15 protein-coding genes are annotated in these 15124 nt (G+C 70.6%); 7 read left to right on the top strand and 8 right to left on the bottom strand.

The window, feature by feature from the left end:
* Window positions 1-63: 63 nt before the first annotated feature.
* The 4 genes from ctpC to RCP38_RS13965 form a co-directional block, all read right to left on the bottom strand.
* Entirely contained in the window at window positions 64-2265 is a 2202-nt protein-coding gene (ctpC, locus tag RCP38_RS13980) for a manganese-exporting P-type ATPase CtpC (RefSeq protein ID WP_308473532.1), read from the bottom strand.
* Between the two features lie 5 nt (window positions 2266-2270).
* Window positions 2271-2552 carry a DUF1490 family protein gene (locus RCP38_RS13975; protein WP_308473531.1) on the bottom strand — a complete coding sequence of 94 codons (282 nt, stop codon included), beginning with the start codon at window positions 2550-2552 and terminating at the stop codon, window positions 2271-2273.
* Between the two features lie 132 nt (window positions 2553-2684).
* Window positions 2685-3410 (bottom strand): TIGR03089 family protein, encoded by a 726-nt coding sequence (locus RCP38_RS13970; protein WP_308473530.1) that lies wholly within the window; start codon window positions 3408-3410, stop codon window positions 2685-2687.
* Window positions 3411-3420: 10 nt separating this feature from the next.
* The gene (locus RCP38_RS13965; RefSeq protein ID WP_373692364.1) at window positions 3421-4893 is read right to left on the bottom strand and encodes an LCP family protein; all 1473 of its coding nucleotides are present in this window, start codon (window positions 4891-4893) and stop codon (window positions 3421-3423) included.
* Between the two features lie 89 nt (window positions 4894-4982).
* Between RCP38_RS13965 and rfbD the strand changes: the two genes are divergently transcribed.
* Genes rfbD through manB form a run of 3 tightly spaced genes read left to right on the top strand, consistent with a single transcriptional unit; the run spans window position 4983 to window position 7820 of the window.
* A complete protein-coding gene (rfbD, locus tag RCP38_RS13960; protein ID WP_308473528.1) occupies window positions 4983-5852 on the top strand; it encodes a dTDP-4-dehydrorhamnose reductase in 870 nt (289 codons plus the stop codon).
* Between the two features lie 10 nt (window positions 5853-5862).
* A complete protein-coding gene (locus RCP38_RS13955) occupies window positions 5863-6750 on the top strand; it encodes a glycosyltransferase family 2 protein (protein WP_308473527.1) in 888 nt (295 codons plus the stop codon).
* Window positions 6747-7820 carry a mannose-1-phosphate guanylyltransferase gene (gene manB, locus RCP38_RS13950; protein ID WP_308473526.1) on the top strand — a complete coding sequence of 358 codons (1074 nt, stop codon included), beginning with the start codon at window positions 6747-6749 and terminating at the stop codon, window positions 7818-7820. Before RCP38_RS13955 ends, manB begins: the two co-directional genes overlap by 4 nt.
* 85 nt (window positions 7821-7905) lie before the next feature.
* Here manB and RCP38_RS13945 read toward each other — a convergent pair whose 3' ends face one another.
* From RCP38_RS13945 to cofD, 3 genes are read right to left on the bottom strand one after another with little or no spacing between them, the layout of a single operon-like run.
* Entirely contained in the window at window positions 7906-8448 is a 543-nt protein-coding gene (locus tag RCP38_RS13945; protein ID WP_308473525.1) for an NUDIX hydrolase, read from the bottom strand.
* Window positions 8445-9785: a coenzyme F420-0:L-glutamate ligase gene (locus RCP38_RS13940; RefSeq protein WP_308473524.1), complete on the bottom strand. Its 1341-nt coding sequence runs from the start codon at window positions 9783-9785 to the stop codon at window positions 8445-8447. The genes RCP38_RS13945 and RCP38_RS13940 overlap by 4 nt, the downstream gene beginning before the upstream one ends.
* A complete protein-coding gene (cofD, locus tag RCP38_RS13935) occupies window positions 9782-10780 on the bottom strand; it encodes a 2-phospho-L-lactate transferase (RefSeq protein WP_308473523.1) in 999 nt (332 codons plus the stop codon). The genes RCP38_RS13940 and cofD overlap by 4 nt, the downstream gene beginning before the upstream one ends.
* Window positions 10781-11128: 348 nt before the next feature.
* On the opposite strand from cofD, the gene RCP38_RS13930 reads away from it, so the two are divergent.
* The gene (locus RCP38_RS13930; protein WP_308473522.1) at window positions 11129-11515 is read left to right on the top strand and encodes a WhiB family transcriptional regulator; all 387 of its coding nucleotides are present in this window, start codon (window positions 11129-11131) and stop codon (window positions 11513-11515) included.
* Between the two features lie 38 nt (window positions 11516-11553).
* On the opposite strand, the gene RCP38_RS13925 is transcribed toward RCP38_RS13930, so the two are convergent.
* Window positions 11554-12033 carry a metallopeptidase family protein gene (locus RCP38_RS13925; protein ID WP_308473521.1) on the bottom strand — a complete coding sequence of 160 codons (480 nt, stop codon included), beginning with the start codon at window positions 12031-12033 and terminating at the stop codon, window positions 11554-11556.
* A 65-nt stretch (window positions 12034-12098) separates the two neighbouring features.
* Here RCP38_RS13925 and RCP38_RS13920 point away from each other — a divergent pair, with 65 nt between their 5' ends.
* Genes RCP38_RS13920 through RCP38_RS13910 form a run of 3 tightly spaced genes read left to right on the top strand, consistent with a single transcriptional unit; the run spans window position 12099 to window position 15116 of the window.
* A complete protein-coding gene (locus RCP38_RS13920; RefSeq protein WP_308473520.1) occupies window positions 12099-12539 on the top strand; it encodes a DUF3499 domain-containing protein in 441 nt (146 codons plus the stop codon).
* Between the two features lie 58 nt (window positions 12540-12597).
* The gene (locus RCP38_RS13915; protein ID WP_308473519.1) at window positions 12598-13995 is read left to right on the top strand and encodes a phosphomannomutase/phosphoglucomutase; all 1398 of its coding nucleotides are present in this window, start codon (window positions 12598-12600) and stop codon (window positions 13993-13995) included.
* Window positions 13992-15116 (top strand): TobH protein, encoded by a 1125-nt coding sequence (locus tag RCP38_RS13910; protein WP_308473518.1) that lies wholly within the window; start codon window positions 13992-13994, stop codon window positions 15114-15116. Before RCP38_RS13915 ends, RCP38_RS13910 begins: the two co-directional genes overlap by 4 nt.
* Window positions 15117-15124 lie beyond the last annotated feature (8 nt).

Here is a 15124-nt window from a genome sequence, read left to right as displayed (position 1 = left end):
GAAGTCCCGACTGCCCTGGAGCTGGTGGTGGTGCTCGACAGGAACAGTCGGGACCAGGACAGATTACGACACCGCGGGTCTGGAAGCCAACGGATCGGCGGCCAGCCGGTAACGGATCAACCGCGAACTGTTGGCGACGACCGCCACCGACGATGCGTTGTGCAGGATCGCCGCCAGCACCGGGGAGAGCGCGCCGCCGGCACCGATCAATAGACCCGCGGCGTTGACCGCGATCGACATGCCGTAGTTCTGACGGATCACCTCGACCGCACGACCGCCCAGATCCCGGACGTCGAGCAACCGGCGCAGGTCGTCGTTGGCCAGTGCCACGTCGGCGGTCTCCACGGCCACGTCGGTGCCGGCCAGGCCCATCGCGATGCCCATGTCGGCAGCGGCCAGGGCCGGTGCATCGTTGACCCCGTCGCCGACCATGCCGACCACGTACCCGTCGTCCTGTAGCGCACGGACCGTCTGCAACTTGTCCTCCGGCAGTACCTCGGCACGCCACTCTTCGATGCCGAGTTCGCTCGCCACCGCGGCCGCGGTCTCGGGGTGATCGCCGGTCAGCATGACGATGCGACGGATTCCCTTGGCGCGCAATGCGTCCAGCACGTCACGTGCCTCAGGGCGTACCTCGTCGCGCAGGCTGATCAACCCCACCAGGGTGCCGTCGACCGCCAGCAGCAGGGGAGTCTCCGCCTGGGCCCGCAGCTTGGTGACCCAGTCGGCGGCCTTCTTCGAGATGCGGACCTTCTCCGAGCGCAGCAGGTTCGGGCTACCCAGCAGCAGCGTGCGGCCGTCGGCCCGGGTGCGGATACCCAAGCCCACCAGAACCTCGCACTCCTCGTGCGGCGGAATGCTGATGTGACGTTCCTCGGTGGAACGGATCACCGCCTCGGCCAGTGGGTGGCGGGAATGCAACTCCGAGCTCGCGGCGTAGGCGAGCACCTGCTCGGGCTGCCAATCCTTGTGAATGGCAACGATATTGGTCACCACGGGGCGGCCGACGGTCAGTGTCCCGGTCTTGTCGAACACGATGGCGTCCACCCGGCCCGCCTGTTCCAGATGGGAGCCGCCCTTGATCAGGATGCCGCGCCGTGCGCCGTTGCCGATCGCCGCACTGATCGCGGTCGGGGTGGCCAGTCCCACCGCGCAGGGGCAGGCGATCAGCAGCATGGTCATCGCGCGACGGACGTCGCGGGTGAGCACGAGGGTGATCGCCGACAGGATGAACGAGGCCGGGACGAAACGCCGGGAGAAGTTCTCGCCGACGGTCTGGATGGGAGCGCGGTCGTGTTGCGCTTCCTCGACGCGGCTGATGATCCGGCCGATCACGGTCTGGTCGCCGACCGCGGTGGCCCGGACCACCACCCGGCCGCGGATCACCACCGAACCGGCATGGACACGCGCTCCGGTCGCCGCGCTGACCGGCAGGGTCTCGCCGGTGATCGCGGACTGGTCGATGACGGCCTCGCCGTCGATGATCTCGCCGTCGACCGGCAGGGCCACATGGTCGTGGACCACCACCTCGTCGCCGATCTGCAGCGTGTCGATCGGCACCTGCACTTCGGCGTAATCCGGGCTTTCCGGGGGGCCTTGCCGCACCCGCACCCAGGCGGTGTCCTGGTTGCCGCGCAGCAGATCCGAGATCGCGCGCCGGGTGCGGCGCAGCGTCAGATCCTGCAGGTACTCGCCGATGTTGAGCAGCCACAACACCGTCAACGCGACCACGTTCTCGCGCAGCACCAGGCTTGCCACGGTCGCGGCGGTCACCAGTGCGTCGGTGCCGGCCTTGCCGGACCGGATCGAACGCAGTGCGCCGCGCAGGAAGGGGTAGCCCATGAACACCGTGGCGCCGGTCGCCACGAGCTGGCCGCTCGCTCCCAACAGCGGGGGCCGGGCGAACGCGTAGCGGCGTATCCCCAGGAGTGCGAGCGCGGCACCGCCGATGGCCATGCGCAGCACGTCGGTGTTGCGGACGTCGGCCGAGCGCGGGGTGCGGGCCGGGATCAGTTCGGCCGCCACGGTGGCCGCGGATGCGATCGCCGCGAGGATCTCCGCGGTGTCGGTTCTTTTGGGGGAGTACCAGACCACGACCGCGCCGGTGCGCGGGTAGGCGTGCACGGTGCGCACCCCGTTGACCCGGCCGGCGGCCTCTTCGGCGGCGACCGCGCGCCGCGAGTCACGTCGCACCCAGTCGACCTGTACCCGCATCCGGCCGGCCGCATCGGAGACGACGGTCGGTTCGTCATCGGCCGCGTTCATGGCCGTCAGTGGTCGTGGTCGTGTGCGACGGCCGCCGCCGGCGGGGTGGCTTCCTCGCCGATGCGGTCCCGTGCCTCGGCGACCACGTCGGCGACTTTCAGCCGCGCCGATTCGGCGACCTCCTCGGCCCGCCGGGTGCCGCGCAGGCTCCACTCGGTGGCGGTGACGGCCGCCTCGTGCAGCGGCGCCTTCGCCAACGCCCGGCGCGCCAGTTCGTAGGCGCTGACACCGACCAGGCCGGTGAACACCGTCGACGCCGCTTTTGCCAGCAATCCCTGTACCGCCATGTGTTGTCTCCTCTCGCCCGGGGCTGCTCCGTGCGAGCAAGGCTATCATCATATAGGCATTTATGCATGTATCCCCTTGCGATTTCGGCGCGGTTGTATCCGCTCAGCGGGGCGAATCGCGCCGAAATCGCGTCAGTCGAAGTTGCGGGTGACCCTTTCGGTCTCCCGTCGGCGCGCTTGCAGGCCGGGATCGGGGTGGGCGACCTGCACCAGCGAGGCGCCGATCGCGAACACCGCGAGCATGTTGTCGATCAACTCCGCGGGGGTCCGCCAGGTGTTGGCCGACCACACCCGGTCCGAGGGCGACACTCCCAGCTCCGCCGCGCGTTTCCGGCAGGAAGTCAGCACGTCGTCGGCGGACGATCCGGCCAGGGCCGCACCGGGACGTCGTTCGGCGACTATCTGGTCGCCGTGCACGCGCACCGCGGTCGCGTAGTCGGTGACGCCGACAGGAAGGTCCGGAGCGGCCCGCCCGAACGGGTCCAGGGACAACACCGCCACCTCGCCCCCGGTGGCAGCCACCGCCGCATCGGCCTCGTCGAGCCGGTCGGCGGTGCACAATGCGATGTCGGCGTCGGAATCCGCGGTGTCGAGCAGCACCTCGGCGCCGATCCACCACACCCCGAACAGCACCGCCGCGGTCTGCCAGTGCGCCGGCAGCAGCACCGCGACGCGGCTCCCCGCGCCGGCGCCGAGCTCATCGCGCAGCAGGTTGCCGGTCTTGGCCGCCCAGTTGGCCAGGGTGACCGCCGACAGCTCGATGCGTTCGGAGGTGGCGTCGTCGTAATAGGTGATACGTGGCCCCACCGGGTCGGCCTGCAGGATCGGGTCGAGGATCGCCGAGCTGAGGTTGGTCACTGCGTCGACGCTAGTTGACGCACTGGGGGTCGTTGGAACCCGCGGTCAGAATCGGTGTGGCGACCGGGATCTGGGCCGGCTCGTCATCGTCGGTGCCGGAGATGCCGGCCACCTGCGTGTGGCTTCCGGCGCTCAGGCCCGAGCCGGGCCCGGTGTAGTCGTTGGCGAGCACGACGCGTACCGCGCCGGTGGGCACCGACTCGTCGGAGACCACCGGCAACCCGCCCAGATCCCGGGCCACCGCCTGCGCGCCGGGGTCGTCGGCCGAGGCGGCCTGGACCTGGCTGGCGGCCACGTGCTCGGATTCGTAGTTGCCGACGGCGCCGGTGCCGAATCCCTTCGCGTCGAGCACCCCCGAGACCGCGGCGGCCAGACCGTTGATGTCGGTGTCGTTGAACACGCTGGCGGTGGTGTTCTCGGGGCTGTAGGCCAGTTGTTCGGTCTTGCCCTCGTCCTGGTCGTGCAGCAGGCCGGCCACCCAGTCGGCCACCTGGGTGGGGTCGACACGCACCACGCTGTGCATGCCGTCGTCGCTCCAGCCGGCCTCTTCGAGGACCGGGATGGTCGCGAACGCCACCTTGCCCGCGGCCAGGTCCTGGGATTTGGTGACGAAGTCGATGACATCCCAGCCGGCCGACAGCACCACGGAGCGCTGCACCGCCGACTGCAGTCGCGACAGCGTGCCCGGGCTGGACAGGGTCTTGCCGGAGATGACCTGGTGGGCCAGTGACGCCATCACCACCTGCTGGCGCCGGACCCGATCCAGGTCGCCGTGCGGGAGCCCATGGCGCTGCCGCACGAAGCTCAGCGCCTGGGCGCCGCCGAGGCGCTGCCAGCCGGCCGGGAAGTCCGCCCCGGAGAGTTCCTCGTAGACCGGCTCGTTGAGGCAGACGTCGACGCCGCCGAGCGCGTCGGTGATCAGCGCGAACCCCAGCAGGCCGATCTCGGCGTAGTGGTCGACGGTGACGCCGGTCAGGTCGGCCACCGTCTGGATCAGCGCTTCACGGCCCGCTTCGGTGCCGCGGGCCTGCGCCTGGATCGGGTCCATGCCCGCTTCGACGAGGGCGTCGGCGGTCTCCAGTCGGGTGGCGCCGTACACGCCGTTGATCTTGGTCTTGTCCAGGCCGGGCGCCGCGACGTAGGAGTCGCGCGGAATCGAGATCGCCGTCGCCGACTTCCCGTTGTTGGGTATCCGGACCAGGATGATGGTGTCGGTGTTGGTGGCTTCGTCGTCGCCGACCCGCAGCGCGGCCAACTCCTCCGGGGTCAGCGGGTTGCCGTGGGCATCGGTGCGGCTATCCATCCCGACCAGCAGGATGTCGACCGCGCCGTCGGATCCGCCGTTGCCCAACGCCAGCGACGAGACGTGGAAGATGCCGTCCTCGAACGACCGGACCTGGCTCCAGGCCACCCCGGTGCCCAGGACGATGGCGACGGCTGCCGCCGCGGCGATCAAGCGAACCACACGTTGCGCAGGCATCACTTCAGATTACTTGCGTAACTGCTGTATCGGCGGTAGCCGAATTCGGCGTGCCAGGTTCGGCGCTGGGGCCGCCGCATAGGCTCGCCCCCATGACCACTCTGCAGCGCATCGTGATCACCGGCGCCGGCGGCCAAGTCGGCACCTTCCTGACCGCCCGTGCCGCGCAGGCCGGCCTCGACACGCTGGCCCTCACCTCGGCGGACTGTGACATCGCCGACCCCGCCGCCGTCGACGGCCTTGCATTGCGGCCGGGCGACGTACTGATCAACTGTGCCGCCTACACCGCCGTCGACGCCGCCGAGACCGACCGGGAGCGCGCCCACGCGGTCAACGCGGCCGGCCCGGGCCACCTGGCGGCCGCCTGCGCGCGGGCCGGGGCGCGACTGATCCACATCTCCACCGACTACGTCTTCGACGGTGACTTCGGCGGCGAGCCACCGCGCCCGTACGAGCCGGGTGACGCCACCCGGCCGCTGTCGGTCTACGGCAGCACCAAACTGGCCGGGGAGCAGGCCGTGCTGACGGGATCGGCGGACGCGCTGGTGGTGCGGACCTCCTGGGTGTACACCGGTGCCGCCGGTGGCTCCGATTTCGTCGCGGTGATGCGGGACCGGGCCGCCGCGGGCGCCGACGTCGCGGTGGTCGACGACCAGGTCGGTTCACCGACCTACACCGGTGACCTCGTCGATGCGTTGTTGGCCCTGGCCGCCGCACCACCCAGCGCCCGGGTGCTGCACGCCGCCAACGACGGCGCGGTCAGTCGCTTCGACCAAGCCCGCGCGGTGTTCGCCGCGGTCGGCGCCGATCCGGAGCGGGTCCGCCCGGTCAGCAGTGCGCAGAACCCGCGACCGGCGGCCCGGCCGGCCTACTCCGCGCTGTCGGGTGTCGAGTCGGCGAAGGCGGGCCTGACACCGCTGCGGCGGTGGAGCGATGCGTTGTCCGCCGCGGTCGCCAGATAACCTCTACGCCGTGAGTGAGGGCCTACCCGTGGTGACGGTGACGTATTCGCCGGGGTGGCATCTGGATCGCTTCCTGGCGTCGTTGTCGCTGGCCACCGAGCGCCCGGTGCGGGTGGTGATGGCCGACAACGGCTCCACCGACGGGGCACCGGAAGCCGCCGTGCAGCGTTATCCCGACGTGGAACTGCTGCGCACCGGATCCAATCTGGGCTACGGCGGCGCGGTCAACGCCGCGGTGGCACGGCTCGACGCCGACGGCGCCCAGCGCGAGGAATTCCTGATCGTGGCCAACCCCGACGTCCAGTGGGGACCGGGCAGCATCGACGAACTGCTGGCCGCGGCCGACCGGTGGCCGCAGGCCGCGACGCTGGGCCCGCTGATCCGCGAACCCGACGGCTCGGTGTATCCCTCGGCGCGTCACCTGCCGAGCCTGGTGCGCGGGGGCATGCACGCCGTCGTCGGACCGCTGTGGCCGAACAATCCCTGGAGCCGGGCCTACCGGCAGGAGCGCCTGGAACCCAGCGAGCGCGCGGTCGGGTGGCTGTCGGGGGCGTGCCTGCTGGTGCGCCGCGCGGCATTCGACGCGATCGGCGGCTTCGACGACCGGTACTTCCTCTATATGGAAGACGTGGACCTGGGGGACCGGCTGGCCAAGGCCGGCTGGCTCAACGTTTATGTGCCCTCGGCGGAGGTGCTGCACCAGAAGGGGCACGCCACCGGCAAGGACCCGGCCCGTAACCTGGCCGCGCATCACCGCAGCACCTATACCTATCTGGCCGACCGGCACACCGGCTGGTGGCGGGCGCCGTTGCGCTGGAGCATGCGCGGCGCGCTGGCGGTGCGTTCGCACCTGGCGGTACGCCATGCCCGCCGCAAACTGACGAAGGGACAACCGTGACATTGAGCAAGGTCGACGCGGTCGTCCTCGTCGGCGGCAAGGGGACGCGACTGCGGCCGCTGACCCTGTCCGCGCCCAAACCGATGCTGCCGACGGCGGGGCTGCCGTTCGTCACCCACCTGCTGTCGCGGATCGCGGCCGCCGGCATCGAACACGTCGTGCTCAGCACCTCCTACAAGCCGGCGGTGTTCTCCGAGGAGTTCGGTGACGGCTCGGATCTGGGCCTGCAGATCGAGTACGTGACCGAAGAGGAGCCGCTGGGTACCGGCGGCGGAATCGCCAACGTCGCCTCGCAGCTGCGCCACGACACCGCGATGGTGTTCAACGGCGACGTGCTCTCGGGGGCCGACCTGATCGACCTGCACGACTACCACCGCGAACAGGGCGCCGAAGCGACCCTGCACCTGGTGCGGGTGGGCGACCCGCGGGCGTTCGGCTGTGTTCCCACCCGGGACGGCCGCGTCACCGCGTTCCTGGAGAAGACCGAGGACCCGCCGACCGATCAGATCAACGCCGGCTGCTACGTACTGTCCCGCGAGGTCATCGACCGGATCCCGCGCGGACGGCCGGTCTCGGTGGAACGCGAGGTGTTCCCGGGGCTGCTGTCCGACGGCGTCAAGGTCTGCGGCTACGTCGACACCAGCTACTGGCGTGACATGGGCACACCCGAGGACTTCGTCCGGGGCTCGGCGGATCTGGTCCGCGGTATCGCGCCGTCCCCGGCGTTGGTCGGTGAGCGTGGCGAGTCACTGGTGCACGACGGCGCCTCGGTGGCGCCCGGAGCGGTCCTGATCGGCGGAACCGTGGTCGGCCGGGGCGCCGAGATCGGCCCGGGTGCCCGACTCGACGGCGCGGTGATCTTCGACGGCGTCAAGGTCGAGGCGGGCAGCGTGATCGAGCGGTCGATCATCGGATTCGGTGCCCGCATCGGCCCGCGTGCGCTGATCCGCGACGGGGTGATCGGCGACGGCGCCGACATCGGGGCGCGCTGCGAACTGTTGCGCGGTGCCCGGGTCTGGCCCGGGGTGTCGATTCCGGACTGCGGGATCCGCTACTCCAGCGACGTCTGAGCCGATTCCCCGTTCACTCTGCGCTCAGGGCGCACCCTTCTCGCACTTTCCCGCCATAGCCGCAGTGTCAACGCAGGGAAGGGGGCTATCGCGTGCGGGCGAGGGCCTGCCCCACCAGATGAACCAGGGCGTCGTCGGCGTCCGGGGGAAGCGCGTGCACCGGCCACCAGCGCAGGGCTAGCGATTCGTCGCTGACGCGGATCTGCGCGTCGGCCGGCGCGTGCGCCACGAACTGTAGATCCAGATGTCTGGTCGGCACGCCCAACGAACAGGTCACCGGGTGCACGTGCACGGCCGCCAGTTGCGGGGCGAGCCGCAGCCCGGCGATCCCGGACTCTTCGGTGGCCTCGCGCAGCGCTGCGGCGGTGACGTCGACGTCGGTGTCCTCACAATGCCCACCGAGCTGCAGCCAGCGGCCGACCCGCGGGTGCAGGGTCAGCAGGGCGTGTGAGCCGGTGTGGTCGAGCACCAGGGTGGAGGCGGTGATGTGCCCGGGCTCGCATTCGCGCCGACAGGCGTCGCTGCGGGCGGCCAGGAACGCCAGTACCGCGTGCCGCAACGAGTCCTGTGCGGAATCCGGTGCCGCCCAGCCCGTCAGGGCCGCCACGGCGGAATCGTGCAGGCTCACCGGTGCACCAGAAGTTCGTCGACCGGCGCCGGCGAACGCGGCTCCAGTGGCTCGGTCGGATAGCCGATCGCGATGGCGCCCAAGGGCTCCCAGTCGTCGGGAAGATCCAGTTCGGCGCGCACCAGATCCGGGGTGAAGATGGTGGAGCCGATCCAGCAGCTGCCCACCCCGCGCGCCGCCAATGCGACCAGCAGTCCCTGGACGGCCGCGCCGGCCGCAACGGTGAACATGGTGCGCTCGGCGGCCGTACGCGCGGCATCGGGGTAGTGGTGGGCCCCGTCGGGAACCATGATCGGAATCATGACTTCCGGTGCGTCGTAGAGGATTCGGCCGCGCGAGACCCGGGCGTCGATAGCCTCGGGTGACCGGCCGTCGGCGGTCAGGTCGGCCCGCCACTTGGCGGCCATGGCATCCAGCAGCCGAATGCGGACGTCGGGCCGCTGCAGCCAGACGAATCGAACGGGCCGGGTGTGGTGCGGTGCCGGGGCGGTCAGCGCATCGGCCACCGCGTCGGTCACCAGCTGTGCCGGCACCGGCTCGTCGGTGAAGGTACGCACCGAACGGCGCAGCAGTTGGGCCTGGATCCGGCCCGCCTCCATCGCCTCGGCGGTGCCCAGCCAGAACAGGTCGTCGGTGCCCGAGCGCACCAGTGCGGCGGCGGTGGAACCGTCGTCGGGACTGGCGATTCCGCGCACCACGGCCACCGGTACGTCGGTGAGCTTGCCCTTGACCAGGTCGGCGGCCGCGGCCAGTTCGTCGGCGACGGCCACCTCGGTGACCACCAATTCGTTGCCGTGCCGGTCGACGGATCCGGCATAGCCGTTGAGCACGGTCAGGCCCGACGCCCCGATCGCGACGTCGATCTGGCCGTTGCGCCAGGCGCGTCCCATCGTGTCGGTGATGAGCACCGCCACCTCGACGCCGAGCCGTGCGGTGAGTCCGGCGCGCAGTGCGGCGGCGCTGCGATCGGGATCGACCGGGAGCAGGGCGAGTTCGTCGGAGCCCACGTTGGAACCGTCGACACCGGCGGCGGCCTGCACCAGTCCGATGCGGTTCTCGGTGATCCAGGTGCGGCCCTTGCGGGCCAGGACCCGGACCGCTTCGGCTTCGACCAGTTGGCGGCGCAACGCATCTCGGGCTTCGGCGTCGCCGGGAGCCGGCACGATGCGGCCCTCACACTTGGACACCACCTTGCTGGTGACCACCACGATGTCGCCGTCGGCCAACCACGGTGCGGCCGACGCCAGCGCGGCCGCCAGGTCGTCGCCGGGCCGGAACTCGCCGAGCCCGGTGACCGGCAGGATCTCGACTTTGGCGGCGCTGCCGTGCTCGGTCATCGCACGCCCGCGAGATCCAGTCCGGTGCGCACCATCTCGGCCGTCGCGGCCGGATCGGTCATCAGCAACGGTGCGGAGCGGACCGTCAGGCCGTCGATGCCCTCGGTGGGATCGCCCTCGTGCACCAGCCAGTAGTCCAGGATGCCGGTCTGACTGCGTGCGCCGTAGTGCTCGCCCACCGCCCGTGCGGTGGAGTCCAGTCCGATCACGCTCAGGCAGATATCTGCCATGCCCCGCAACGGCTTCCCGGCGACGATCGGGGAGTAGCCGACGATCGGCGCGGATGTCGAGCGCAGCGCCGCCCGGACCCCCGGCACGGCCAGGATCGCACCGACGCTGACCACGGGATTGGACGGGGCGACCAGCACGACGTCGGCATCGGTGATCGCCGCCACCACATCGGGTGTCGCGGTGGCCTTCTCCGCACCGACGAAGCCGAATCCGTGGGTGGGTACCTGGGCGCGGTGGCGCACCCACCACTCCTGGAAGTGAATCGCCCGCCGGGTCTCGTCGTCGGGATCGGTGATCACGACGTGGGTTTCACAGCTGTCGTCGGTGACCGGCAGCAGCCGTGCGCCCGGTCGCCATCGCTCGCACAGTGCCGCGGTCACGTCGGTCAGTGAATAGCCGGCTCGCAGCGACTGGGTGCGGACCAGATGGGTGGCCAGGTCGCGGTCGCCGAGGCCGAACCAGTCCGGCTGCATGCCGTAGTGGGCCAACTCCTCCATGGCGTGCCAGGTTTCGTCGCGGTGGCCCCAGCCGCGCTCCGGGTCCACGCCGCCGCCCAGGGTGTACATGCAGGTGTCCAGATCGGGACAGATGCGCACACCGTGCATCCAGGCGTCGTCGCCGACGTTGACGACGGCGGTCAGCTCGTGCGGGCCGGCCTCGTCGCCGTCCGAGGCGGCGGCGAACTGGCCCAACCCCAGCAACTTCTGGACGCCGAGCAGGAATCGGGCGCCGCCGACCCCGCCGACGAGAACCGTGACCTTCACAGCGCACGACAGTACCTTTGGCGGTCTCGGGGGCGGTGTGGCGGACCGCCGTCACGCGAGCCTGAGAGTCCGGCTGTGACACGCCGATCGGCCGATGTGGGGTAGATGACAAGGACTCGCCGGTATCAGACACGTCGGAAATGAGTCACGAGATGGTAAGGAATTCGGCCGTTCGGCTTGACCGGGCACGTCGGGTGCGTGTCTAATCACATCAGTGTCATTTCCCGGTTGGCAGCCGATTTCGGTGTCGCAGACCGAGATTCGATCACATGTTCGAATTGGAACGGCTGGCAGTGGCGGCAAGCGGGCCGAATATCAGTATCGCGCTACGAGGTGAGGAGGCCGAGCATGTCCTATGAGCACCTTTGGGGCGTGATGGGAGGAACGTCGCACGCCGGTGTGGAGATGACCCCGTCGGAGACGGTCGAGCCGATGCCCAACCGGCCGCATCTGAGCCTGGTGCCGCAACCCGAGGACTACGACGAGTTCGATCCGTTCGATCCCGAGTCGGCCACCAACGAGCAGTGGCAGGATCGCGCGCTGTGCTCGCAGACCGACCCCGAGGCGTTCTTCCCGGAGAAGGGCGGCTCCACCCGGGAGGCCAAGAAGATCTGCCAGCGGTGCGCGGTGCGCAGCGAGTGCCTGGAATACGCCTTGGCGCACGACGAACGCTTCGGTATCTGGGGCGGGCTGTCCGAGCGCGAGCGCCGGCGCCTCAAGCGCGGCATCATCTGAGTTCGCTGTCGGCGCGGACCCGTCGCGGTCAGCGCCTTTCAGTCATCGAGTGTCGGGTCGATCACGGTGGGGTCGACGTCCAGATACGTGGCGACCTGAGCCACCAGAATTTCGTGCAGTAGATCCCCGAGTTCGGTGCTGTCGTTAGCGCGCTGCTCGATCGGCTTGCGGAACAGCAGAATTCGCGCCCGAGTCGGGTTGCCCCGAACGTCGACGCCGGCGGGAATCAGCCGGGCCAGGGGGATGGGACCGTCCGCGACGACTTCCGGCGGCCACTGCACGCTGTCCGGATCCTTCGCCGCGATCCGGGGAATCTCATCGACGGCGACGTCGAGTGCCGCCAGACGACTCTTCCAGCGTTGCTCGAGGGGTTCGTAGGCTTCCAGCACCGCCATGTCGAAGCGTTCCGCGCGGCTGCGCCAACCCGGGACGGTCGGCGGCAGCAGCGGCCCGCGGGCTTCGCGGCCGCGCCTTCGACGACGCGTGGCGATCACGCAGCGATGGTAACGGTTGCGCATAGGGTGCGTCTCCATTGCGCGTGTCCGGCGCCACGGCGGTGCGCGGCCACGATAGCCTCGACCGCGTGAACGTTCCCCGCCGCTGCTGTCGGCCAGGGTGTCCGCACTATGCGGTGGCGACGCTGACGTTCGTCTACTCGGACTCCACCGCTGTGGTCGGCCCCCTGGCCACTGCCGCCGAGCCGCATTCCTGGGACCTGTGCTTCAGTCACGCGGGCCGGATCACCGCCCCGCGGGGCTGGGAGATGGTCCGCCACCCGGGGCCCTGGGTGTCCCCCGAAGAAGACGACCTCGTTGCTCTCGCCGAAGCGGTGCGCGAGGGCGAATCGGGCCGGGCCGCCCCGGCGAGCGGGTGGTACCCGCAGGCCGGTGCGGGCGATTCGCAGCACCGGGGAGGATCCGGTGCCGGACCCGGTGGCGGCCTGCTGGCGCCGCCCGTTTCGTCCACCAAGACCACCGGTCGCCGGCGCGGCCACCTGCGCGTGTTGCCGGACCCGTCGGACTGATCGCCCGTTCCGGGCTAGGCTTGAGCGGCAAGAGTCCACTTCGTCAGGAGCCCTGTCCATGTCTCGGCCCGCTGCGGCTGTCCACCGTGTGATCAAGGCGTACGACGTACGTGGCCTGGTCGGTTCGGAGATCGATGAATCCCTTGTCGCCGAGGTCGGGTACTCGTTTGCCCAGCTAATGGCCGAGGAGGGTGCCCGGCAGGTCGTCATCGGCCACGACATGCGCGATAGTTCGCCGGCGCTGTCGGCGGCCTTCGCCGGCGGGGTGACCGCGCGCGGCCTGGACGTGATCCGGATCGGGCTGGCCTCCACCGACCAGCTCTATTACGCCTCGGGATCGCTGGACTGCCCCGGTGCGATGTTCACCGCCAGCCACAATCCGGCCGCCTACAACGGCATCAAGCTCTGCCGGGCGGGTGCCAAGCCGGTGGGCGCCGACACCGGCCTGGGGCGCATCAGCGACGAGCTGATCGCCGGAGTCGACCCGGCCCCCGGCCGGCACGGCTCGCCGGGCAGCGGCACCGACCGCGACGTACTGGCCGGCTACGCGGCGTTCCTGCACTCCCTGGTCGACATCTCCGGCTCACGGCCGCTGCGCGTCGCCGTCGACGCCGGCAACGGTATGGCCGGCCACACCGCACCCGCGGTGTTCGGGTCGGTCGACGCCGTCACGCTGTTGCCGCTCTATTTCGAACTGGACGGCAACTTCCCCAACCACGAGGCCAACCCGCTGGACCCGGCGAATCTCACCGACCTGCAGGCGTTCGTACGGGACAGTGGCGCCGACATCGGGCTGGCCTTCGACGGTGACGCCGACCGCTGTTTCGTCGTCGACGAGCGCGGAGAGCCGGTCTCCCCGTCGGCGGTGACGGGACTGGTCGCCGCCCGCGAACTGGCGCGCGAACCGGGCGCCACGGTGATCCACAACCTGATCACGTCGCGGGCGGTGCCCGAACTGGTCGCCGAGCGCGGCGGTACGCCGCTGCGGTCGCGGGTCGGGCATTCCTACATCAAGGCGCTGATGGCGCAGACCGGTGCCATCTTCGGCGGCGAGCACTCGGCGCACTACTACTTCCGGGACTTCTGGGGCGCCGACTCGGGCATGCTGGCCGCCCTGCACGTACTGGCCGCCCTCGGCGAACAACAGCGACCGCTGTCGGAACTGACCGCCGACTACCAGCGTTACGCGGCGTCGGGCGAGATCAATTTCACCGTCGCCGATGCCCAGGCCTGCGTGGACGCCGTCGTGGGCTCGTTCGGCGAGCGGGTCTCCGTCGACGACCTGGACGGGGTGACCGTCGACCTGGGCGCGGGGAGTTGGTTCAACCTGCGCAGCTCCAACACCGAACCGCTGCTGCGGCTCAACGTGGAAGCACCCGGCTCCACGGCCGTGGACGCGGTGGTGGCCAGGGTCGCCGAACAGATCGAAGCCGTCGCCGAGAAGCCCCGGCCGTGACCGCCTTCTCCGGGTCCTTCTCCACCGTCGACCTCGATGACCCCGAGGCGCTGCTGGCCGCCGACCACGACGGCGCCCTGTGGGCGGCTTCGATGGCCGGCGCGCAGGTGCGCGCCACCGGGGCGACGGTCGATGAAGGTGCCCTGGACATCGTGCGCAGCGACGCCGGCGACTATCCGCCGCGGACGGTGATCTGGTTGTCCACCCGCGGCGCGGCGGTGACGGCGGGAACCCTGCTGGCCGCGGCACGCGGTGCCTCGGCGCGGACGCCGCTGGTGGCGGCGGCCGAAGTGCCGTCCTGGATCGGGTCGCTGGATGTGCTCATCGTCGCCGGCGACGACCCGGGAGACCCGGCGCTGGTCGCCGGGGCCGCCGCCGGGGTGCGGCGCGGTGCGCGGGTCGTGGTGGTCGCACCGTTCGAGGGCCCGCTACGCGATGCCACCGCCGGCCGTGTCGCGGTGCTGGAGCCGCGGATCCCGGTTGCGGCGGAATACGGCCTGCAGCGCTATCTCGCGGCCGGCCTGGCCGTCCTGGACGCGCTGGGTCTGAGCGGCGGTGACCCGACGGATCTGGGCGCGCTCGCCGACGAACTCGACGCCGAGGCACTGCGTAACAGTGCGGCCCGGGAACTCTTCACCAACCCGGCGAAACTGCTGGCGGACCGGATCGTCGGCCGGGACGTCGCGCTGGTCGGTGACTGTGCGGCGACGCTGGAGCTGGCCCGGCACGGTGCGGCGGCGATGCTGCGGATCGGGCGGAGCACCGTGGCGGCGGCCGGACTGGCCGACGCGGTGAGCGCGTTGCGGGCGCGGTCCGCCGCGGGTCGCGATGTCGCCGATATCTTTCACGACGAACAGATCGACGGTCCGGCCGCCGGGCGGCTGCGGGTGCTGGCGTTGACGCTGGCCGCCGACCGTACCGTGGTGGCGGCGCGGACCGCGGGCCTGCCCGACGTCGATCTGGTCGGGGTCGAGGACATCCCGGTAGCGTCGGGAGGTCCTGCTGAGGCAACGGCCCCGGGGGCGGTCGCCACCGGCCCCGGCGGGGTGGAGCAGCAGCTTGCGGTGTTGTCGGTGCGGTTGGAGATGGCCGCCGCCTATGTGGGATTTTTGCGGGGTTGACGGGAACA

It is taken from the genome of Mycolicibacter sp. MU0083, from assembly GCF_963378075.1.
In the GTDB taxonomy this organism is placed as follows: Bacteria; Actinomycetota; Actinomycetes; order Mycobacteriales; family Mycobacteriaceae; genus Mycobacterium; species Mycobacterium kokjensenii.
Note: the sequence above shows the minus strand (reverse complement) of the source record. Positions and strands in the feature narration are given on the sequence as shown.